The organism is Nitrospirota bacterium (assembly GCA_013388455.1).
In the GTDB taxonomy this organism is placed as follows: Bacteria; Nitrospirota; Thermodesulfovibrionia; order Thermodesulfovibrionales; family SM23-35; genus JACAFF01.
On sequence record JACAFF010000004.1, the window covers coordinates 18,466 to 42,480 of the forward strand.

Genomic DNA, 24,015 nt, shown 5'->3' on the forward strand with positions numbered 1-24,015 from the left:
TTTTATTTTAAAAACATACCTTTTATGAATAGCTTAATACCATTCATATGCATGGGTCTCACATCTTTGCTTCTTCAGATAACCGCTCTACGCCTTCTACTTTCAACATTTTCAGGGAATGAACTCGATATCGGAATAACTTTTTCATTCTGGCTTATCTATGTTAGCCTGGGAAGTTATATAGGACAGAGAATAAGATTTAAATATGCATTCATATATTCTTTTATTGTTATTGCAATCCTATCGTTGCCTACTGCTTTTGCAATAAAATCGATAAGAACTATCCTGTATTTAGAACCTGGTGAATCAGTATCTTTTCATTTCACTGTCCTTTCAACAGCAATTACTCTTTTACCTCTTTGTTTTATGATCGGATTGCAATTTCCTTTATCTGTTTCATTTTCAGGAGGAAACAATGCAGCAGGAAGGGTCTATGGACTTGAAGCATTTGGAGCTTTTACAGGTGGCATTTTATTCACCTTTTTTATTTCTTCGCGAATGAATGCTTTTGAATTATGTCTTGTTCTATCATTGATAAATATAGTAGTTGCAGTTTATCTCTCAAAAAAGAAACTTATTTCTATTACAATGATCCTTCCTCTCATTTTCTATATTGGATTTCATAAGACTTTTTCCAGCCTTTCTTGGAATGGTATGGAGATTTCTCAATCAGCCGAATCCAGATATGGAGAAATCGAAGTTATTAAGATCAGAGAACAATCGAGTATTTATACAAACGGACATCTCATGTTCACGTATCCGAATCCACAAAGGGATGAGATGAACGCACACTTACCTATGACCTTACACCCCTCACCATCGAATATCCTTGTTATCGGCGGATCTTTAGGAATACTCAAAGAGTTTTTGAAATATCCTGTTGATAGTTTAGATTTCATAGAGCTTGATTCAAAAATTGTCGAAATATCTATGCAACTTCTCAATAGTAGCAGAGAAGATGCAAATGCTATAAAAGATCAGAGAGTTAGAATAATTATTGAAGATGGAAGAAGATTCATAAAAAAATTAAATAGACACGCATACGATCTGATAATTTTAAACCTTCCACAGCCGTCTACAGCAAGTATTAACCGCTTTTATACCACTGATTTTTTCATGGAAACAAAGGATGTTCTGAAAAGATACGGCATGATCTATTTATCAATTCCGCAATCAACAGGATATATCGGTAAAAGGATGAAGATAGCAAACGGCTCTATTTATAATTCACTTAAATCTGTCTTCAGATATGTTGAGGTAACCACACAGGAATACGGAGGGCTTTTCGCATCTGATTCTGTAATATCCACAGAACCAGAGATACTTGAAAAAAGGTTTATCCAGAGAGCAATCCATACAAAACACTTTAATCAGTATATCTTCAGTGATGTCTTTTCTCCTTTTAATTTAGAGTATGTTAAAAAGAGACTCGGAGAGATAAAATTGATCAATACTGACTTCCGTCCTTCAGCATATGTATATAATCTAATGCTTTGGGCAGAGATACATGGTGGGGGAATATTATATAATCTGCTTTCAATCAGGTTCTGGAATATTCTTATCATATTTGCAGTTTATCTAACATGTATTGCCCTCATATCATACAGAAAAAAGAAACGTGTAATCTTTTTCTCTATTTTTACTACAGGATTCTCCGGAATGTCTTTTGTCCTTACTATAATTCTTACATATCAGGCAATATACGGCTATATATATGAGATGATAGGGATACTATCAGCAACATTCATGATCGGACTATGGATAGGAACATTAATAACAAGAAATCTCAGAGAGCCGTTAAGAATACTGTTTTATATGGAACTGACAACTATTCTTCTATCTGTCTCTTCCCCCTTATTATTTTTTAAGTCAGAATTCTTATTTTATATATTAGTTTTTCTGATAGGTGCAATTACCGGAGGCCAGTTCAGTACAGCAAATCTATCAATGGGTAGTTCTAAAGCAGGTGGAAAACTTTATGCAATGGATTTAATAGGTTCATTCACAGGATCATTGTTATCAACCTTATTGATCATCCCCCTCTTTGGAATTTCAAGCGCACTTATGCTCATTGCATTCATAAAGGCATTCTCTGCATTCTTGATAAGGAGTATATATACTGAATCTTTTAATTGAAATAGTTTTATAATATTAATATGTCTAAAACAGTCCAATGTGAACTTTGTCCAAACAGTTGCGTATTGGTAAACGGGCAACACAGTAAATGTCGGGCAAGGATGAATAAAGACGGAAAACTTTATAGTCTGGTATACGGTAAACCCTGCGCTGTTCATGTTGACCCCATCGAAAAGAAACCATTTTCTCATTTTCTTCCTGGAACAACCGCTTTTTCAATTGCTACAGCAGGGTGTGTACTCGACTGCAAATTTTGTCAGAACTGGCAGATATCACAGGCAAAACCAGAGGATACAGATACATACAATTTACCTCCTGAAAAAGTTGTTAGTCTTGCGAAATCTTATCAGTGCAGATCTATCGCATATACGTATACAGAACCCACAGTCTTTTATGAATACATGTACGATACGTCGATTATCGCAAAAAAAAATGATATCAAGAATACAATGCACTCATGCGGCTATATCAATGAAAAACCTCTCAGGACATTATCGAAATATCTAAATGCTGCAAATATTGACCTGAAGGGATTCAGTGAAGATTTTTATTCACGCATATGCAATGGCAGTCTCAAGCCTGTTCTCAATTCACTTGTTATATTGAAGGATGAAAATGTATGGCTTGAGATAACTAACCTTGTCATCCCAACACTTAATGATAATATGAAAACTATTAGAGACATGTGCAAATGGATTCTTAAAAATCTTGGGCCTAATGTGCCTGTGCATTTTTCAAGATTTTTTCCGAATTACAAATTAACTAATCTTCCACCTACCCCTCTTGAAACACTTATTGAAGCAAGAAAAACAGCTATTGATACAGGATTGCATTTTTCGTATATTGGAAATATCAGGCATGAAGGTGAAAGCACCTTCTGCCCGAAGTGTAAGAAAATACTTATAGAGAGAATAGGTTATTTTGTAAAACAGAATAATATCTCGAATGGCATGTGCAGGTTTTGTAAAACTTCCATTCCTGGAATCTGGAGTTAACAAAATGAACAGAAGAGATTTTCTAAAAATATTTTTAATAGGTATATTAAGCCTTTTTTCGAAAAAAGTTAATGCCGGGCGAAAAGCTGAAAAAAATCTGAAAGAAGCCATGTTCTGGAGGAAAATAGATTGAAGTTAAAAAGAAAACTCATTCTGATAGCCTTTTGCTTATTGCTTGTCCCTTATTCCGCTGGCTGTGCTGAAAATGTTAAAGAACCATCAGTTGCGGGGATGTTCTATCCTGCTGATTCAAAAGAACTCGTGAAAACTATTGAGAATTTTCTCACAAATGCAGAAAGAACGAAAAATAACGGAAAACTCATAGCACTAATCTCTCCACATGCTGGATATACTTATTCAGGTCAGGTAGCAGCTTTCGGATACAAAACAATTAAAGGCAACGATATAAAAAAAGTTATACTGATAGGACCAAGCCATCATACGGGATTTAAGGGAGTTTCTGTTTATACAAAAGGAAGTTTTAAAACTCCTCTTGGTAATGTTGATATAAACACAAATCTTGCAGAAAGTCTGATAAATGAAAATGCAGATGTTCGATTCTATCCTGAGGCATATGCAAAGGAACATTCACTTGAGGTGCAGCTGCCATTTCTCCAGACTGTCCTGAAAGACTTTACAATAGTTCCTGTTCTTATCGGGTCTATTACAAGACAGTCTTTCGATCATCTTATAGCAAAATTAATAGATATCCTCGATGAAAAGACTTTAATCATAGCAAGCACAGACCTTTCGCATTATCATGATTATCATAAGGCAATAGAGATGGACAGCAAGATCATATCAGCTGTTGAACGGCTATCTGTCATGGATGTAAGTCAGCTTTTGCAGGATGGAAAATCTGAAATGTGTGGTGCTTATCCGGTCATCATCACCCTGGAAGTTGCACGAAGATATGGTGCGAACATCGGCGTTCTCTTTAAGTATGCAAATTCAGGTGATGTAACGGAAGAAAAAGATATGGTTGTCGGTTATGCTTCAATCGGACTTTATAAAAATCCCTTTACAGAAGAAGAAAAAAAGGAACTTCTTGAATTAGCGAAAAAAGCTATTACCGATTATGTTACCAACGGGAAAACACCTGAGGCACAAATAAAAAACCAGAAGTTCAAAACAGACGGAGCTGTCTTTGTAACTATAAAAAAGAATGGCGCTTTGAGAGGTTGTATCGGACATGTTCAGGCTATTATGCCTTTACATCAATCAGTAGTAAAGAATGCAGTAGCAGCATGCTCGGCTGACCCGAGATTCCCTTCTTTGACGAAAGAGGAGTTAAAGGATATAGATGTTGAAATATCCATACTTTCACCGCTTAACTATGTGAAGGATATTAAAGAAATTCAGGTTGGAAAACACGGGCTCGTGATCAGAAAAGGCATGCATCAGGGGCTCCTCCTTCCTCAGGTTGCAGAAGAAAACGGATGGGACAGGGAAACATTTCTTAATAAATTATGTAACAAGGCCGGGCTCCCAGAAAATGCATGGGAAAATGCTGATTTATATTATTTCACTGCTGAAATCATAAAATAACGAAAATACTTTTCACAATTTATAAACATCCTTTTCACAAAAATAATTATTTAAAATCAATATATTAGAAATTTATCACTTTTTTCTTGACATATACAATATCTTGTGGTTTAATGTCTAAAATTATAATCAATTATACAATGTATTGATAATATAATATTAAAAAGGGGGATTATATGAAAGTTGTCAATGGATTAAACCTTTCACCAAATGCAATAAAGGTTCTTGAAAAAAGATATTTAAAAAAAGATGAAGATGGAAAGATTGTTGAAACCCCTGAAGGCCTATTCAGAAGGGTTGCAAAAGCAGTAGCACAAGCAGAAAGACAATATAAAAAAACAGACTCAGAAGTATCAAAGCTTGAAGAAGTCTTTTACCAGATGCTTACTGCTCTTGAATTTCTTCCGAACAGCCCTACCCTTATGAACGCAGGCAGGAGGCTTGGCCAATTAAGTGCTTGTTTTGTAATACCTGTGGATGATTCCATGGAGTCTATTTTTGATGCTGTAAAAAATACCGCAATTATACATAAATCAGGTGGTGGAACCGGATTCAGTTTTTCGAGATTAAGACCAAATGGAGATATTGTTGGGTCTACAAAAGGCATCTCTTCAGGACCTGTTTCCTTTATGACTGTATTCGATACTGCAACAGAGGCGGTCAAGCAAGGTGGAACAAGAAGAGGTGCCAACATGGGCATCCTCAGAGTTGATCATCCCGATATTATAAGTTTTATAACATGTAAAGATGACAATACAAAATTTAATAATTTCAATATTTCTGTTGCAATTACAGACGATTTTATGAAAGCTGTTGAAGAAGACAGGTCATATGACCTTATCAATCCAAGGACCCAGAAAGTAACAAATACCCTCAGGGCAAGGGATGTATTCAATCTTATTATTGAACATGCATGGAAAAACGGAGAACCTGGAATTGTATTTATTGATAGAGTGGATGCATCTAATCCGACTCCTCATATAGGTCATATAGAGTCAACAAATCCATGCGGAGAACAACCTTTGCTACCATATGAATCCTGTAATTTAGGCTCAATCAATCTCGCCAAGATGGTTAAAAAGGCGGAGGATAACAAGGAAAAAGCTGAAATTGACTGGGATAAACTCAAAGACATAACGTGGAAAGCCGTAAGGTTTCTTGATAATGTAATTGATGTAAATAAATATCCATTAAAGAAAATCGAAGAAATGACAAAGGCAAATAGAAAGATAGGGCTTGGACTGATGGGTTGGGCAGATATGTTAATACAACTTGGTATTCCATATAATTCAGATAGAGCAGTTAGTCTTGCTGAAGAGGTAATGGAATTCATTCAAAAAGAGGGCAAGAATGCATCAGCATCGCTCGCAGAAGAACGTGGTGTCTTTCCAAATTACAAAGGAAGCATTTATGACGGAAAGCTTAGACTGAGGAATGCTACAGTGACTACTATTGCACCGACTGGAACACTTTCAATTATTGCAGGCTGTTCATCTGGCATCGAGCCTCTATTTGCAGTATCTTTTATCAGAACAGTTATGGAAGGCACAAAACTGATCGAGATCAATCCATATTTTGAAAAAGTTGCAAAGGAGCGAGGTTTCTGGTCACGAACTCTTATGGAGAGGATCGCAGATAAAGGTTCAATTAAAGATTTTGACGAGATACCTGAAGACATCAGAGAAGTCTTTGTTACAGCCCATGATATTACTCCTCTTGAACATATAAAAATGCAGGCATCATTTCAAAAATATGTTGATAATGCTGTATCAAAAACAGTGAATTTCCCTCATCATGCAACTGCAAAAGATGTTGAGGATGTTTATCTCCTTTCTTATAAACTCGGCTGTAAAGGCGTCACTGTTTATCGTGATGGCTCTCGTGAACAGCAGGTTCTAACAAAAGGTAAAACAACATTAAGCAGTCAGCAGTCAGCAGTTAGCAGTCAGACAGCCAAAATAATTCCTAAAAAAAGGCCAGAAGTTATAAAAGGAACAACTCGTTTAATGAAGACAGGTTGTGGGAATCTTTATGTAACTATCAATGAAGATGAAGAAGGACATCTGTTTGAATTGTTCACTTCCATGGGAAAAGCGGGTGGATGCGCAGCAAGTCAGTCCGAGGCTATAGGCAGGCTTGTCTCGCTCGCATTCCGTTCCAATATAGAGCCTGATGAAGTAATCAAACAACTGAAAGGTATATCCTGTCACTTGCCTGTATGGCTTGAAGGAGGCAAGATTTTATCCTGTTCGGATGCTATTGCAAAAGCACTCGAAAAATATCGCACTGTTGGTAAAAAGGGCAATGGTGATGGCTATAAAGTTACTATGCTCATGGGTGCCTGCCCTGAATGTGGCGGGGCCATCGAACGCGAAAGCGGCTGCCTCGTCTGCCACAATTGCGGGTTTACAAAATGCGGATAGAGAGTTGCAATATAGTATTCTTATTTATGCAAAATAGTATTACAAGGAGGCCATAAATGCCGGCTGCAAAACTTGAAATAAGTTTCCCCAGCAATCCCTTATAGTGATAAAGAGGTGTTATTCCGATTTCGAATGCTTTCAGAGATCAAAAATTTAAAAATCATCGCCATATTTTTTATTCTATTCTTTTTTAATCTAAATACAGCATCTGGATGGTATGATGAGACCCATCTTGCAATTGCAAAGGCTGCTGGATATTCTAAATGGTATAACGCTGTCGGGGCTGATATTGCAAAATTAAAGGCAGGAAGTATAGAGTCTTATAACCATTATTTTAATAACAATAACGAGCTTGAAGTTACCCCGGAAATGGTTATGTCACAAATAGCTAAATATAACAATCCTTCAGATAAAGAAGGTCATCTTTATGGAGCTATTATTGCTTCTCTACGTGGATATAATGAAACCAAAAAAGCCGGTAAATATGCTGAATATCACATTGCTTTATGCGCTCATTATGTAGGTGATTTATCACAACCCATGCATAACATACCATATGATGATTTTAATAGAAACCATCATGATATAAACGATGGCATTGTTGAGGCTGAAGTTTTAAAAAAAATAGCAAGCATAGAAAAATATGTATATCAAATTAATTTGAGGTCGTACTTCTTTGAGGAAGACTTATCAAAAGAGATTGCACGCATAGCTAACCTTTCGAGAAAATTGGGGCAAAAATTAAAAGCAGAAAATAGGGATATGACAGAAGAAGAAGCTTATATACAGCTTGGGCATAGCGTTTCTTTATTAAGGGCAATTTTAAAATATCTCGGGAAAATTAAATAAAAAAAGTACACGTATAATTGCCTATTTTTTCCAGAACTGAGGAATAAATAATATTAATACAGTATAGATTTCGAGTCTACCTGTAAACATACAGAAAATAAGTATCCATTTTCCAATAATAGGAATAGATGCAAAGTTTTCAGAAGGACCGGCAATACCAAAGGCTGGTCCAACGTTACTCATTGCTGAGATGACAGTGGTTGATGATGTAATGATATCGAGTCCTGTTGCGGCCATCGCAATTGTAGCTATTGTGCATATTCCTAAAAATAAAAAAACAAATCCCCATATGCTTCCAAGGATTTCCTTATCAAGAAACTTTTCATCAATCTTTACAGCAGTAATAGCTCGAGGATGTATTAATTGATACATTTCTCTGAAACCCTGTTTAATCATAAGTAAAATTCTTATCTGTTTGATTCCACCTCCTGTTGACCCTATCATGCCCCCGAAAAACATCAACAATATAAGCAACACCTGTGCAAATGGAGCCCACTGCTCATAATCTGCTGTAGCATATCCTGTAGTAGTCATAATAGATGCAACCTGAAAAAGGGAATATCTTAATGAATCAGTAATTGAGTTGTAAGAATTTTTCCATAAAAAAGCGGCTATAAGCAAAACGCTGATTATTGTGACAGAAATGTAAAATCTGAATTCATTACTTCTCCATAATCTTAAAAAATCACCTTTGAATACATAAAAATAAAGCGAATAATTAACTCCTGCAAAAAGCATAAATATACTCGTTATATATTCTATAGAAGGGTTTCTAAAATAAGCAATGCTGGCGTTCTTTGTTGAAAATCCTCCTGTTGCCATTGTAGTAAATGCATGACATATGGAGTCATATAAATCCATTCCTGCTGTAAAAAGTAGTGACGCATCTGTAACAGTAAGGACTATATAGATTATCCACAATGCTTTAGCTGTATCAATTATTCTTGGTCTTAGCTTATCAACATTTATCTCAGGCACTTCTGCCTTAAAAAGTTGCATTCCTCCTGTTCCAAGTAAAGGCAATACAGCAAGTGCAAATACGATTATACCCATACCTCCTATCCACTGTGTCATACACCTCCAGAAAAGAATACCTCTGGGAACAGCCTCAATATCTGTAATTACAGATGCACCCGTTGTAGTAAATCCAGCCATTGATTCAAAATAAGCATCAGTAAATGAACTTAAGGTTCCAGATAAAATAAATGGAAGACATCCAAAAAGGGAAATGGCTGTCCAAGTAAGAGCCACAATAATAAATGCCTCACGGTGTCTTACATCATCTCTTCTATGTTGTCTTGTAGGAAGATAAAGAATAATACCAGAAAAAAACGTTATAGCAAATGATACTAAAAGTATGATTGTATCCTGTTGATGCTGAATAAATGATACAAGTAAAGGCAATATCATAAAAAATGAGAGAAAAATAAGGACAAAACCAATAAAGTAAAGTATTACCTTAATATTCATAGAGAACTCTGCTCCTATGGTTGTCATTATTTGGCTTGTATGTCCAGAAAGCTTTCGGGATGGATTTTCTGATCAATCTTATCACCGAAAATAGTAACCACGGATCTGGCAATGACAGAATAAAATATTTTAAATATTTTTTAAGATCTTTGAGAATTAATAGCATAAAAGGATACGATCATATAAGGATTTTTTCTACATCCTTTATTGATTCCCGGAGAGTGAATATTATTAACTTATCACCTTCGATGATTTTATCAGAACCTGAAGGTATTATAACTTCTTCCCCTCTAATAATCGCTCCAATAATTGATTTATCTGGCTGCGTTTGATCGAGTGTTTTTCCCAGAAGAGGTGAAGTCTTGCCGATTCTTCCTTCGATAATTTCTGCTTTTGCTTCTGCTATGGCTGTTAATGACAAAATATCTCCTTTTCTCACATAACGGAGAATCGTACTTGCTGTAATAAGTCTTGGACTAAGGACAGATTGAAGTCCAAGGCTATGTGCTAAAAGCATATAATCTGTTTTGTTTACAACCGCTATAGTCTTTTTTGCACCCAATTTTTTTGCAAATAATGAAACCATTATATTTAATTCATCATTATTTGAGGCTGCTATGAAAGCATCCATATCACCAACATTCTCTTCGATTAGTATTTTTTGCTCTGTTCCGTCTCCATGAAGTACCAAAGTTTTTCTGAGGTTTCTTGTAAGAAACTTACACCTATCTAAGTCTTTTTCGATTATCTTAACATCTGCCTTTTGTTCTATTGCTGAAGAAATATAATATCCTGTACGGCCTCCACCTAATAACATAACTCTTTTAATGGGTTTTCTTGACATTCCCAAAAGGGTCAGTGTATCTTCTATTTCTTCTTTTTTAATAGGAATATATATGATATCAGAAGCTCTAATTACATCACTCCCTTTAGGTATTATAGTTTTGTCTTCTCTAAGAATAATGCCTATGAGAATCTTTTTATTTAGTGTCATCCCAAGCTTTCTAAGTGATTTGTCTATCAATGAAGAGCCTTCGGGTATCTTAAATCCTATAACTTTTACAAGACCACCTTCAAACTCTTCGATATCTGTTGCCTGAGGAACTTCAAGAATTCTCATTACTGCCTTTGCAAGCTCAAGCTCAGGATTAATAGCAGGGTCTATATCAAGATTTTCTCTACTCAGTAGCTTTTCATTGTAAAAATACTCTGGATTCCTGATACGAGCAATTTTCCTCGGTATACCAAACATTGCTTTTGCAAGCAAACATGCAATCATATTTGTTTCATCTTTATCTGTAACTGCCAGTATTATGTCTGCTTTATCTGCCTCTGCTTCTCTTAGAGTTGAAGGGCTGCCACCTTCGCCTTCAACTACTGCAACATCTATATCTTCAACAATTCTTCTTAGTTTTTCCTTATCTTTATCTATTACTATAACGTCAATTACCTCTCGAGAGAGAAATTTTGCAATCTGATAGCCGACTTCTCCTGCTCCTACAATAATCACGCGCATGGCAAATTATATCATATTCATAAACTTTAAAAAAAAGGCTTTATATCTTGTGAATTATAATTACAAAAGATATAATTCTTTGTTTATGAATATACTTGAACAAAAAATTAAAGAGAAAATCAATAAAGAAGGTCCTATAAAATTTGCGAAGTTTATGGAGATGTCTCTCTATGAACCAAGTCTTGGCTATTACACCTCAGAGAAGACCTATATTGGTAAAGCAGGTGACTTTTACACAAGCCAGCATGTCCATCAGATATTCGGCACCATGATTGGAAGGCAAATTGAAGAGATGTGGAGAATTATGGAAAAACCTTCTGAGTTTTTTATTATCGAACCTGGGGCAGGCATGGGTTATCTGTGCAAGGATATTATGGATTACCTCAATAAAAGGAACATAATTGAAGCATTTACCTATTTAATCATTGAAATAAATCCTTCATTATATGAAAAGCAAAAGAAGCTTCTCGCTTGTTTCTTCGATAAAGTTAAATGGTTACGATCTATTATTGAAATTAATGGATTAAAGGGCTGTGTAGTTTCAAACGAACTACTTGACTCATTCCCTGTTCATATTATAGTTATGGAAGATGAATTAAAAGAGATCTATGTCGGTTTCCAAGACAACGTATTCAAAGAAATTCCCACAGCTCCGGTAGATGAATCTTTAATTAATTACATAAATGAATTCTCAATTGACATTCAAAAAGGTTACAGAACAGAAATAAATCTTAAAATAAAAGAATGGCTTTTGGCTCTTAATAAAGCTATTTCTGAAGGTTTTATTATAACAATAGATTACGGCTATTCTGCACGAGACTATTACAGCGAAGAAAGAAACAGGGGAACATTGCTATGCTATCACAAGCATCAGTTAAGCGAGAACCCTTATGAAAATATAGGCGAACAGGACATAACAGCTCATGTCAATTTCTCTTCAGTCAAAAAATGGGGAGAGGAACTCGGTTTCAAGACTTTAGGATTCTGTCAACAGGGGACGTATCTCGTGAGCCTCGGAATTGATGAAATGATTCGAGAACTTTTTCAACAATCGCATGATTATCTATTTGAGATTGCAAAAATAAAAAGGCTTATATTGCCAGGAACTATTGGCGAAACACATAAGGTCATGATACAATATAAAGGTAATAAAGATCCATCTTTACGTGGATTTATGCTTAGAAATCAGAAAGATATACTATAAAATATAATAATTTGCTTTATCTTTATAGATTAACATATTGATATTAAACAAAATAATCACTTATTTTTCGATATTTTAATGCACCTATAACTGATGGTTTAATTAATATTTTATCCATATAATAACATAAAATAATTTAATAAAATCATAGAGTTAAATATAATTTTCTAATTTACTTATGCTTTTAATCGCATCCTGTGGGGTATGTGCTTCTACTGTATAAATTAACCCCTTCTTGTCCTTTAACATATCAAACAATGTCTCAAAATCAAATGTTCCGTCACCTATTGCATTATGGTCATCTGCTGTCTTGTAATTGTCATGAAGGTGAATTTCTATAATATAATATTGCAATTGTTTCATCCATTCATTAAGAGACACTTGAGAAAAAAGATTAAAATGCCCAGTATCAAAGCATAAACCGAAATGTTCAGAACCAAGTTTTTCCATCATCAACCTTAAATTCTAAGCTTTCCTCGAGCCAAATATCGACTCTTTTAGCATATTTCCATTTTTCATATCCAGAGTGAAAGACTATAACTTTAGGATTCAATATTTCGGCTATCTCAAAAACCTGTGAAAACCTTTCCATAGTTACATTTCTAATTTTATTATCTACTGCTCCAGGCGAAAGATCCATAAAAGGAGCGTGCAAACTGAGAGAGGGTTTATAATCAAGTCTCTTCTTTAATTCTTTAATATCATTATCTCTTAAAGAATCAAGTGAATTGGATGAGAGATAGATTTCAAGATTTATTCGATTTTCTTTGATAAATGAGAAATATTCTCCTATTTTAATATAGGGGACATGAACATGAGGACTGACCATTAATTTTTGGCAGATGTCTCTGCTTTCTGCTTTTTATCTGTATCAGGTTTACGTTTATCCTCTGTGTGTTTCTCCTCAGGCTTTTTCTTTTCAGCACGTGCATAATCAGTTACATACCAACCAGTGCCTTTAAGAACAAATGAAGTCTGCGATATGAGTTTGTGCATATGCCCCCCACAGTCGGGACATGTTTTTATGGGTTCTTCATTGAATTTCTGAAAAACTTCACAATGTTTTCCGCAGTTACTACATTCATATTCGTATATTGGCATTCCTATCAACCTCCATAATAAAAAACAATTTTATTATAACATATTAATTTCTATATCCAGCGGTAATTCTGCTAACCCATATCATTCATAAATTTTTGAATATAGACAGGACATAGTATTTAAGCGGATTTATTTTGCCGATATTCAAATACATCCCACTTAGTCCCCCCTTAGCAAGTGGGGAATTAAAGGGAGGTGAGGCGAAATATCTCGGAGGTCAAAGATCGACAATGAGCGTAAATACAGGGCGTTCTTAGTTATAGCTGTTGGAAAAATAATTGCATTTTGCTAAAGAAATTTTTTGATATGTTTGGGAATACAGAAAATTCTTTTATGCGCATCTGTATCATAATACAAAAGATTTGATAATTCCCTCTCTATTATTCTTTTATTAATAACCCTAAAAGATACTGTTTGGGGATTATATTTTGCAGATCCGATGATAAACGCCCATTGCGTAGCAAAGCTTGGAATATATTCATAATAAAAAACTGCCTTTGCAAATATTTCACTTAAAATATTAAACAATTTAAACGAGATTGTTGTTCCTGTCTCAGAGACATTTGTAGCATGTGTAACAAAAAGACCATCTGCTTTAAGAGCCTTTTTAATGTAAGTATAAAATTTCTTCGTATATATCATTTTAGCAGGACCTCCTTCGACAGGGTCACTGATATCTGCAATGATTACATCATATGTATCTCTGACTCTTTTAACATACTCCATCGCATCGTCAAAAATTAAGTTTACCTTTTTATCATTAAATGAATTATTGTGCCATTTTTTAAGATGTTTTTTACACAAATCAACAAATTCTTTATCTATATCTATCATATCAACTTTACTGACTGTTATATGTTTTAACACCTCTCTCAATGTCGCACCCTCTCCGCCTCCGAGTATCAATATATTTTCAGGTTTTGGATGCAATATCATAGCCGGGTGCACAAGTGTTTCATGATATATAAACTCATCTCTTTCAGATGACTGAATCTTTTTGTCAAGAACTACAACAGTTCCAAATTCGTAAGTTTTTAATATTTTCACGTGCTGATACTTCGTCTTCTTTGATAATATATAATCTTTTACACGATGGTATATCCATCTATTTTTGCTGTCCTTATCGATAAACCATATATTCCTTTCCATTTTTAAAATACCACTGAATCGAATTTATTTATCTTTTCACCACATCAACTTCTTTTGCATCAACTTCTGATACAAATCTTTTGTCATAAATGCCTGCTTATGTATTTCTGGATCATAATACTTTGTGTTAATTGAGAAGCTATTTCTAACTTCTCTTGGATTAATTTTTTTTGATGCAACTGCAAAAGCCCACCAATTACCAGGATACGTTGCAATCGGAGCAGTATATAAATCTACTATAGGGAAAATATGTTTCAATGTTTCCTGCATTTCGATAACCATATCTTTATGAAAATGTAATGACTCTGTATGACTAACAAATAATCCTTCAGATGAAAGACTATCTTTCACAGAATAAAAAAAATCATCAGTGAACAGACTCCTTGCAAATCCAATAATATCGGTCGAATCAATAATAATTGCATCAATATCAGTATTTTTCTTTTTCTTCAAAAATTCTGCCCCATCCATGATATTTAATTCCACTCTGGGGTCGTCAACACCTGAGGATATAGTTGGAAAAAATCTCTTTGAAACATTAATTACTTCTTCATCAATTTCAACAAAATAGACTTTTTCAACTGTTTTATGTTTTAGAACCTCTCTTACTACTCCTCCATCTCCACCACCGATTACAATAACCTTTCTTGGATTAGGATGTGCATGCATTACAATATGAGTCAGCATCTCATGATAAAAGAACTCATCCCTTTCTGTTAGTTGCACAACGTCGTCAAGAATCAGCATTCTCCCAAAATAGGGGTTTCTTATAACCATAATTTCTTGAAATTTACTTTTCCCTGTGTATAATATCTCTTCAACATCATATAAATATTCAACCGGTGCATAAGGAGCTTTTTCTGTAAACTTAATCATATTTATCCTCTCTTCTATATAAGAATTGTTTTTGGTATACAAAATCCATTAAATTCAGAAGCATATGATACAGTGTATGCTCCACCTGACAATATAAGCATTAAATTGCCAATATTGGGTTCTGGCAGAATAACATTTTTATCAATCACATCAAAGCTATCACAACTCGGGCCTGCTATGGTCCATGATTTTTTTCCTCTTACATTTTTATCAGTTTCCACAATATAGGTATATTTTATACCACCTATACTTTCCATTAGCCCATTGAAAACACCAACATCAATATATAACCACTCTCCGTCACCTCTTCTCGCTTTACCAATTACCGAAGTGACCATTATTCCAGCATCTCCAATAACGGCCCTGCCTGGTTCAATATGAATATCAATGTCTTGTGGAAATCTATCATATATAAGTTCATTTATATTCCTTTCTATAGCTTCAATACTCAAAACATCTCTTGTATAACGTATTGGATAGCCTCCACCAATATTTAAAAGTCTTAAAACAATATTCTTTTTTGCTGCCATGTTCCATAAAGTCTCTGCTTTATCAAGTGCTATATTCCAGTTATACATATTTGTACATTGGGAACCAACATGGAAAGTGATCCCTGTTGGCTTGAGCTTTTTTTCTTTTGCATACTTTAAAAGTTCAAGAGCATCATCAAGTTCTACACCAAACTTCTTACTCAAAGGCCATTCACTTCCTTCATTGGGAACAGATAATCTCACATACACATTACATCCTGGAATATATTTTACAAGCTTATCTACCTCCTCTGGAGAATCGAAAGCAAAATACTTAATGCCATACATTGAAGCCTTTTTCAGAAACTTTAAAGATTTTACAGGATTGCTCGAAATAATTTTATCTGGTTTTACTTTCAATGCTGCAAGTACCTCGAGTTCACCCTCAGACGATATCTCAAAGCCCATTTTTAGCTTGTTTAAAAATCTAAGAACCTCAATATCCGGGTTTGCCTTAACAGCATAAAATACTTTTGAATTTAATATGCTGCTTCCGATCATAAATACTTTTTCTTTTAACTTTTCTGAGTCTATAATTAAATAAGGTGTTTCTTGTGTTGTATGGTCAAGATATTTGAGAGTCTTGAATAATGTTGATTCAGATACTATTTTTGCGTGGAACTTATCTACCTTAAAAGTTCTAAGCATATTAACTCCATCTAATGAGCTTTCCTGGCTTTCAGAAGTTTTTTTGCTGTAATACGCACTCCCTCTGATACATTTTTATTCTTTTCCACCAGAGCAAGGTCTCTTGTTCGTAATTCAGATACAAGATTAACTGCTATACTTGCCGGTGTTTTTGGATTGGTCACAAGAGATAAAATAATATTATAATTCTTCATCCACTCTCTCTTTTTAGTTATCTTTCTCAAGGCTTCATCAGATATAGATCTGGACTTTGCGATATTCTCTATCTCAGTTTCGGTTATCTTTGGATTTTCCAGAACAGTGAGTAATACTTCTTTGTTTGGATCTCTTAATAAAATAGATCTAACCTCTTTACCTCCACGTAATGCAAGAAGTATCCTTTCAGAGACACTCAGTTTTTGAATTCTCTGTAGAATAGTCTGTGAACGATCTTCGGCTGTCTTCTGTTCCTTTACTATTTCATATTTTTTCATAACAGGCACTTGAAGAGTTTGAGCTACTATTTGCCTAACTTCGTCAGGTGTATCAGGATGCTCATTCAGTAATTTAAGTATCTCCGGCCTATTCATATTTAATTTTGCAATCTCAGCAAATACTGACGGATCATTAGTTTCATCGAGTAATATTTCTATTAAAACTGGCGATGCTGTAGCTAAATCTACTCCAATTAATAATTTTTCTCCTTCCATACTATAACCTCACCATATAAAGAAAATATTCAACATTTCCTTTTTGTCCGCTAATAGGACATTTAAATACTCCAATAGTTTTTAGACCAAGACTTTCGAAATGTTTCTGTATATCATTTACAGCTTTCAGTCTCTTATCCTCGTCCTTTACAATTCCACCTCTGCCAACTTCTCCTTTGCCAACTTCAAACTGGGGTTTTACCAATGAAAGAACTTCACCATTCCTATTAAGAAAATGTAATACTGCATTAATAACTTTTTTGAGAGATATAAATGATATGTCTATTACAGCCATATCAATATTTCTATTTTTTAGTTCTTCAAAATCTTGACCTCTATATCTTGAGTCTTTATGCCAATCAATCCTGTCAAGATATCTTACATTTGTTCTTTCCATAATGATTACCCTTGGGTCTTTTCTGAGTAACCATGCAAGCTGTCCATAACCAACATCTATACAAAATACCTTTTTCGCACCCATCTTCAATAAACAATCAGTGAAACCCCCTGTTGATGCACCAACATCCATTATGATTCTATTGCTTACATTTATATTAAAAAAGTTTATTGCAGATTCGAGCTTAAGTCCCCCTCTACTTACATAAGGAAAATCTACTTCATTGAGAAATATTTTTGCATCTTCACTTACAGCAGTTCCAGCCTTTGTTATCTTTTCACCATTGACAAATACCTTTCCCTCCAGAATAAGGGCTTTAGCCATTTCTCTGCTTTCGACAAGTCCCCTTGAAACTATAAGTTTATCCAGTCGTTCTTTCAAAATCTGTATACTGGTTCTTTTAGAAAGGAACTAACAATAGATGATATACTGTCTTCATCGAGCCCATAAATTCTTCTCAATTCATTTGTATCACCATGTTCTACAAAGATATCCGGGATGCCCAATCTCTTTAACCTTACATTAAATAGACCCATTTCATTGAAGAGTTCAAGAACGGCACTTCCAAAACCTCCCATAATAACATTGTCTTCAACAGTAATAATTCTCTGAATTAGAGACGCAACTTTTGATAAAAGCTTTCTGTCTAAAGGTTTTATAAATCTTGCATTTATTACCATTGGATTTATTCCTTCTTTCTCAAGCTTTTCAGCAGCTTTTAAAACTGTAAAGACTGTATTTCCTATACCAATCAGGGCTATATCTGTTCCATCTTTAAGAATTTCAGACTCTCCAATCTTGAATAATGACTGAAATTTTTGACTTTCATTGAAAATTGGTATTCTTCCTTTTGGATATCTTATAGCTACAGGACCATTATACTCTAATGCTATTTTTAACATCATTTTTAATTCAAGGGCATCCTTTGGCGCCATTACAACTAAGTTTGGTATATGCCTTAAATAGGACAGGTCAAAAATACCGTTATGTGTAGGCCCATCTTCACCAACAATGCCTGCTCTATCTATAGCAAAGACAACATGAAGTTTCTGAAGACAAATATCGTGGACAATCTGATCATATGCCCTTTGAAGGAATGTTGAATAAATAGCAACAACTGGCTTTAAACCCTGTGTTGCAAGTCCAGCAGCAAATGTTAAAGCATGCTGTTCTGCTATTCCGACATCATAAAATCTATTGGGAAATCTTCTGGCAAAGTAATCGAGACCCGTCCCCTCTTTCATAGCTGCTGTAATCGCAATAATCTTTTCATCTTTTTCAGCAAGGTCTATCAGTGCATCTCCAAACACATCACTATAATTTTGACCTTGAGTTTCAATAGGCTCACCCGTTTCGATTTTAAAAGGTCCTATCCCATGATATATTGAGGGGTTTTTCTCTGAAAATTCATAACCCTTGCCTTTTTTTGTTATTACATGAATTAGGATAGGACTTTGAATATTTTTTATACGCCTTAATGTATCTATTAAAAGTTCAATATTGTGACCATCTATTGGACCAACATATGTGAACCCGAGTTCTTCAAACAGTAATCCTGGTAAAATAAGTCCCTTTAAAACTTCTTCTGTTTTCTGAGCAATCTTTGCTGCCTTCCCACCTAATTTTGGGATTCCCTCAAGAAATGACTTTGTATCTCTTTTGAACTTCTGATATCTTTCAGCAGTAAGTATTCTGTTTAGATAAGCTGAGAGTGCTCCAACATTTGGAGAAATGGACATTTCATTGTCATTTAAAATGACTATCAGGTCTTTTTTGAGACTTCCAGCATTATTCAATCCTTCAAGAGCAAGTCCCCCGGTCATTGCGCCATCACCTATTACTGCTACAATCTTAAAATCCTCTCTGTTTTTATCTCGACCTTCTATAATTCCAAGTGCTGCAGAAATTGATGTAGAACTGTGTCCTGTACCGAAAGCATCGTGCTCGCTTTCATCTCTTCTGGGAAATCCTGAGATACCTTTTAACTTTCTCAAATCTGCAAGTCTCTTGTATCTTCCTGTCAGAAGCTTATGTGTATATGATTGATGACCAACATCCCATATTATCTTATCTCTTGGAGAATCAAAAACATAATGCAGAGATATTGTTAATTCCACCACCCCGAGATTTGATGACAGATGTCCACCATTTCTTGAGATTCGATATATCAGGGTATCCCTTATCTCTTTAGCAAGTATTTTGAGTTCTGATATTGAAAGTTTCTTTAAATCTAAAGGTGATTCTATATTTTCAAGATACATCATGCTTTCCTTTCATATAGATAAATTGCTAACTTCCTCAAAATATCTGCTTTATGTGAAAATATACTGAGGGAGTCTATAGCAGTTGTTATTAAATCCTTAGCCCTGTTACGAGATCCTGTTATGCCAAGGACTGCCGGATATGTCATCTTCTTTTTCTTTATGTCAGAACCTGCTGTTTTACCTAAAGTGTCTGTAGTCCCTTCAATATCCAGTATATCATCAATAATCTGAAAAGCAAGTCCTAAATTGGTGCCATAGTCTGTAATTGCCTTTATCTGCATCTTATCTGCATTTGCAAGTAAAGCTCCAATCTTTACTGAAGCTGTAATTAGAGCTGCTGTTTTATGCTTATGAATAAATTGGACCTTGTCTTCATCAGGTTTATCATTTTCAGAGATTATATCCTGAGCCTGACCTCCAACCATTCCATGAATACCTGCAGCTATTGCAACTTCACGAATTACTTTTATTAGCGTTGTGGGTTTTATTATAGTAAAGTCAGTATTTTTTTTTACCATCATATAAAAAGCCTCCGTAAGGAGTGCGTCTCCTGCAAGGATTGCCATTGCTTCTCCAAAAACCTTATGATTTGTTCTTTTTCCACGTCTCAGGTCATCATTATCCATTGCGGGCAAATCATCATGTATAAGGGAATATGTATGTATAAGCTCAAGTGCTGCTGCTTGAGGAATTATATTTTTAGATTTTCCTCCACATGCCTCATGAGAAGCAAATGCAAGTATAGGTCTTACTCTCTTCCCACCAGCAAATAATGAATATGTTATTGAACGATGGAGTATAGAAGGTTCAAATATAGTATCAAAATAAGATTTTAAATATGAGTCAATTAATTCACGCTTTTCTCGTAAATAAGCTTTTATGTCCATTTTATCTAAAAATCACTCCCATTCGATTGTACTTGGAGGTTTTGAACTGATATCATAAACTACCCTGTTTACACCTCTTACTTCATTAATGATTCTGTTTGAAATCCTTTCCAGAATATCATATGGAATTCTGACCCAGTCTGCAGTCATACCATCAAGACTGTGGACAGCTCTAACAGCTATTACGTTTTCATATGTTCTTTCATCTCCCATAACACCAACACTCTTAACAGGTAAAAGTACCGCAAATGCCTGCCACATCTTTTTATACAACCCTGCTTTTTTTATTTCTTCAAGAACAATTGTATCAGCTTTTCTTAATATATCACATCTTTCCTTTGTTACTTCTCCAATTACACGTATTGCAAGCCCAGGACCTGGGAATGGATGACGGTTTATAATCTCCTCAGGAATTTTAAGTTCCTTTCCTAAAACACGCACCTCATCTTTGAACAATTCTCTCAGAGGTTCTATTAGTTTTAACTTCATCCTTTTCAGCAATCCTCCAACATTGTGGTGGCTCTTAATTGTAGCCGATGGTCCTTTAAAAGGTAAGCTTTCAATAACATCAGGGTATAAAGTTCCCTGTGCAAGAAATTCAACCCCTTTAATCTTAACAGCCTCTTCTTCAAATACTTTTATGAACTGATTACCTATAATCTTCCTCTTTTTTTCTGGATCTTTCACCCCTTCTAACTTTTTCAGAAATCTTTCAGATGCATCAACACAGTCTATATTCATATGAAAATATCTTCTCAATGTTTCTTCAACCTTTTTTGCCTCACCCGTCCTCAATACTCCATTATCGACAAAGATACACGTTAATTGATCACCGATAGCTTCATGCACGAGAACTGCTGTAACAGTAGAATCAACCCCTCCACTGATACCACATACAACCTTTTTTTTTCCAACCATCTCTTTTATTTCTTTAGTGGCCGTCTCAATAAAAGACTTCATTGTCCATAATGGTTTGCAACCGCATATCTTGAATATAAAGTTTTTAAGAATTTTATTGCCCATCTGAGTATGAACAACCTCAGGATGAAATTGTAATGCAAAAAATTTCTTTTTTGTATGAGCCATTGCTGCTATCGGAGAATTATCAGTATGTGCTAAAATCTGGAAATCTGGAGGGCAACGCTCAATACGATCACCATGACTCATCCAGACTATACTTCTTTTTGGTATATCATCAAAGATTTTGCCGTTTCTATTAATTATTAGTTCTGCCTTGCCATATTCTCTTTGTTGTGCCTTTGCAACTTTTCCGCCAAGACAGTGCGCCATAATCTGCATACCATAACAAATGCCAAGAACCGGGATATTAAGTTCAAATATTGTTAGGTCAGGAATCGGTGCTTTTAAATCATATACGCTCGATGGTCCACCTGAAAGAACTATTCCTTTTGGTTTAAATTGTTCTATTTTTTCAAAAGGAAAGTTATATGGATAAATTTCAGAATATACTTTGAACTCTCTAATACGTCTTGCAATTAATTGTGAATATTGAGAGCCAAAATCGAGGACTAATATTTTTTCACTATAAGTCATTTGTCATTAATTACTTTTATTAGCCCTGATTATTCATAAACTATGGTTAATCAGACAGGACATAGTATTTATGCTCATTCTCAGTCTTCGACCTCCTAGGTATCTCGCCTCAATCCCCCCTTTAATTCCCCCTTGCTAAGGGGGTATATTTGAATACCGGTGAAATAAATCCGCTAAAATACTATGTCCTGTCTATATCTTAAAAATTTTCATATAAAATGAATTAGCACATTTAATAACTATTGACTTATAACTCATGATTTTACTGCTACCATTCAGGCCTGTAATTCGGGGCCTCTTTTGTGACTATGACATCATGCACATGACTTTCTCTTAGACCAGCATGGGTTATTTTTATAAATCGTGCCTTCTTCCTGAGCTCATCAAGGGTTCTGCAACCACAGTAACCCATACCAGAACGAAGTCCGCCGATTAATTGATGAACACTCTGTGAGAGAGGACCTTTATATGGCACCCTTCCCTCTACCCCCTCGGGAACAAGCTTGGCAGACTCTACCCCAGCCTGCATATATCTGTCTTTAGCTCCTTGCTCCATGGCACCAATAGAACCCATACCTCTGTATACTTTATAACTACGTCCCTGGAAAAGTACTAATTCACCTGGAGATTCATCTGTTCCTGCAAATAAACTTCCTATCATCACAGAATTAGCACCTGCTGCTATAGCCTTTGTAATATCACCAGAATATTTGATACCTCCATCAGCAATAATTGGTATCCTGAATTTCTTTGCAACACTAAAACATTCTCTTATAGCTGTTATCTGAGGAACACCGGTTCCAGCGACTATTCTCGTAGTACAGATTGACCCGGGGCCTATTCCTATCTTTATACCATCAGCACCTCCTCTTATAAGATCCCTTGCTGCTTCAGCAGTAGCAATATTACCCGCTATTACATCTATGTCAAATCTCTTTTTCAATTCCTTTAACATAGTAATAACAGGTTGTGAATGTCCATGTGCCGTATCTATCACAATAACATCAACCCCTGCACTAATTAACATTTCTGCTCTTTCCAGATGTTTTATTCCTGTCCCAATAGCAGCTCCTACTCTAAGCCTACCAAGTTTATCCTTACAAGCATTAGGATATTTTTTTCTTTTTTCTATATCCTTTATTGTTATCAACCCTTTAAGATTATTATCTTCATCAACAATAGGCAACTTTTCAATCTTGTATTTGTGTAATATCTCCATCGCTTTGTCAAGTGTTGTTCCAACTGGTGCTGTAATAAGATTCTTGCGTGTCATTACCTTAGAAACTGTCTTGTTAAATTTAGTCTCAAAACGTAAATCCCTGTTAGTTATTATACCTATCAACTTTTTTCTATCTGTTACTGGCACACCAGATATCCTGTATCTTTCCATCAGAGACATTGCCTGTGAAATTGGAGCATCAGGTGGTATTGTAATGGGATCAACAATCATCCCGCTTTCAGATTTTTTTACTTTGTCTACTTCTGATTTCTGCTTCTCAGGACTCATCGCTCTATGTATAATTCCCATGCCACCTTCTCGTGCTATAGCTATAGCAAGGTTCGCTTCAGTAACAGTATCCATCGCAGCACTTATTATGGGGATATTGATTTTAATATTACGTGTTAGGAGTGTAGTCGTATCTACCTCTTTGGGAAGCACCTCTGATTTTGCAGGTATCAATAATACATCATCAAACGTTAAGCCTGTTATCATTTCTTCATTAATCATTTTGTGTTTCTGAATTTAAAGTTTAACATTTTGACATCCTTTAAAGCAAT

The 24,015-nt window shown here is 35.0% G+C and carries 20 protein-coding genes; 6 read left to right on the top strand and 14 right to left on the bottom strand.

Features of this window, described 5'->3' with window-relative positions; all coding sequences use genetic code 11:
• Positions 1-24 precede the first annotated feature (24 nt).
• The 5 genes from HXY53_01695 (at position 25) to HXY53_01715 (ending at position 7,951) form a co-directional block, all read left to right on the top strand.
• Complete coding sequence (locus HXY53_01695) at positions 25-2,136, top strand: hypothetical protein (GenBank protein NWF75284.1); 2,112 nt, start codon at positions 25-27, stop codon at positions 2,134-2,136.
• A gap of 20 nt (positions 2,137-2,156) precedes the next feature.
• The gene (gene amrS / locus HXY53_01700; GenBank protein NWF75285.1) at positions 2,157-3,131 is read left to right on the top strand and encodes an AmmeMemoRadiSam system radical SAM enzyme; all 975 of its coding nucleotides are present in this window, start codon (positions 2,157-2,159) and stop codon (positions 3,129-3,131) included.
• Positions 3,132-3,260: 129 nt separating this feature from the next.
• Positions 3,261-4,679, top strand: a complete 1,419-nt coding sequence (gene amrB, locus HXY53_01705; GenBank protein NWF75286.1) for an AmmeMemoRadiSam system protein B — start codon at positions 3,261-3,263, stop codon at positions 4,677-4,679.
• 176 nt (positions 4,680-4,855) lie between these two features.
• Positions 4,856-7,102, top strand: a complete 2,247-nt coding sequence (locus HXY53_01710) for a vitamin B12-dependent ribonucleotide reductase (protein NWF75287.1) — start codon at positions 4,856-4,858, stop codon at positions 7,100-7,102.
• Between the two features lie 132 nt (positions 7,103-7,234).
• Positions 7,235-7,951: a hypothetical protein gene (locus tag HXY53_01715; GenBank protein ID NWF75288.1), complete on the top strand. Its 717-nt coding sequence runs from the start codon at positions 7,235-7,237 to the stop codon at positions 7,949-7,951.
• 21 nt (positions 7,952-7,972) lie between these two features.
• Here the strand turns inward: HXY53_01715 and HXY53_01720 are convergent, their stop codons facing one another.
• Complete coding sequence (locus HXY53_01720; GenBank protein NWF75289.1) at positions 7,973-9,421, bottom strand: TrkH family potassium uptake protein; 1,449 nt, start codon at positions 9,419-9,421, stop codon at positions 7,973-7,975.
• Positions 9,422-9,599: 178 nt separating this feature from the next.
• Positions 9,600-10,937 carry a Trk system potassium transporter TrkA gene (gene trkA, locus HXY53_01725; protein NWF75290.1) on the bottom strand — a complete coding sequence of 446 codons (1,338 nt, stop codon included), beginning with the start codon at positions 10,935-10,937 and terminating at the stop codon, positions 9,600-9,602.
• An 85-nt stretch (positions 10,938-11,022) separates the two neighbouring features.
• Between trkA and HXY53_01730 the strand changes: the two genes are divergently transcribed.
• Positions 11,023-12,141, top strand: a complete 1,119-nt coding sequence (locus tag HXY53_01730; protein NWF75291.1) for an SAM-dependent methyltransferase — start codon at positions 11,023-11,025, stop codon at positions 12,139-12,141.
• A gap of 153 nt (positions 12,142-12,294) precedes the next feature.
• On the opposite strand, the gene HXY53_01735 is transcribed toward HXY53_01730, so the two are convergent.
• From HXY53_01735 to guaB, 12 genes are all read right to left on the bottom strand, one after another.
• Entirely contained in the window at positions 12,295-12,591 is a 297-nt protein-coding gene (locus tag HXY53_01735; protein ID NWF75292.1) for a sugar phosphate isomerase/epimerase, read from the bottom strand.
• Positions 12,572-12,970, bottom strand: a complete 399-nt coding sequence (locus HXY53_01740; GenBank protein NWF75293.1) for a hypothetical protein — start codon at positions 12,968-12,970, stop codon at positions 12,572-12,574. Before HXY53_01740 ends, HXY53_01735 begins: the two co-directional genes overlap by 20 nt.
• Entirely contained in the window at positions 12,970-13,242 is a 273-nt protein-coding gene (locus HXY53_01745; protein ID NWF75294.1) for a zinc ribbon domain-containing protein, read from the bottom strand. Before HXY53_01745 ends, HXY53_01740 begins: the two co-directional genes overlap by 1 nt.
• A gap of 288 nt (positions 13,243-13,530) precedes the next feature.
• Positions 13,531-14,391, bottom strand: a complete 861-nt coding sequence (gene speE, locus HXY53_01750; protein ID NWF75295.1) for a polyamine aminopropyltransferase — start codon at positions 14,389-14,391, stop codon at positions 13,531-13,533.
• Between the two features lie 36 nt (positions 14,392-14,427).
• Positions 14,428-15,273 carry a polyamine aminopropyltransferase gene (gene speE, locus HXY53_01755; GenBank protein NWF75296.1) on the bottom strand — a complete coding sequence of 282 codons (846 nt, stop codon included), beginning with the start codon at positions 15,271-15,273 and terminating at the stop codon, positions 14,428-14,430.
• An 8-nt stretch (positions 15,274-15,281) separates the two neighbouring features.
• Entirely contained in the window at positions 15,282-16,445 is a 1,164-nt protein-coding gene (locus HXY53_01760; GenBank protein NWF75297.1) for a type III PLP-dependent enzyme, read from the bottom strand.
• A gap of 11 nt (positions 16,446-16,456) precedes the next feature.
• The gene (locus tag HXY53_01765) at positions 16,457-17,134 is read right to left on the bottom strand and encodes a hypothetical protein (GenBank protein ID NWF75298.1); all 678 of its coding nucleotides are present in this window, start codon (positions 17,132-17,134) and stop codon (positions 16,457-16,459) included.
• A gap of 1 nt (position 17,135) precedes the next feature.
• A complete protein-coding gene (locus tag HXY53_01770) occupies positions 17,136-17,912 on the bottom strand; it encodes a TlyA family RNA methyltransferase (GenBank protein ID NWF75299.1) in 777 nt (258 codons plus the stop codon).
• Entirely contained in the window at positions 17,909-19,795 is a 1,887-nt protein-coding gene (locus tag HXY53_01775) for a 1-deoxy-D-xylulose-5-phosphate synthase (protein ID NWF75300.1), read from the bottom strand. Before HXY53_01775 ends, HXY53_01770 begins: the two co-directional genes overlap by 4 nt.
• Positions 19,792-20,682, bottom strand: coding sequence for a polyprenyl synthetase family protein (locus HXY53_01780; GenBank protein NWF75301.1), 891 nt, complete (start codon positions 20,680-20,682; stop codon positions 19,792-19,794). The genes HXY53_01775 and HXY53_01780 overlap by 4 nt, the downstream gene beginning before the upstream one ends.
• 12 nt (positions 20,683-20,694) lie before the next feature.
• Positions 20,695-22,236, bottom strand: coding sequence for a glutamine-hydrolyzing GMP synthase (gene guaA, locus HXY53_01785; GenBank protein ID NWF75302.1), 1,542 nt, complete (start codon positions 22,234-22,236; stop codon positions 20,695-20,697).
• A 268-nt stretch (positions 22,237-22,504) separates the two neighbouring features.
• Positions 22,505-23,965, bottom strand: a complete 1,461-nt coding sequence (gene guaB / locus HXY53_01790; GenBank protein ID NWF75303.1) for an IMP dehydrogenase — start codon at positions 23,963-23,965, stop codon at positions 22,505-22,507.
• Between the last annotated feature and the right edge of the window lie 50 nt (positions 23,966-24,015).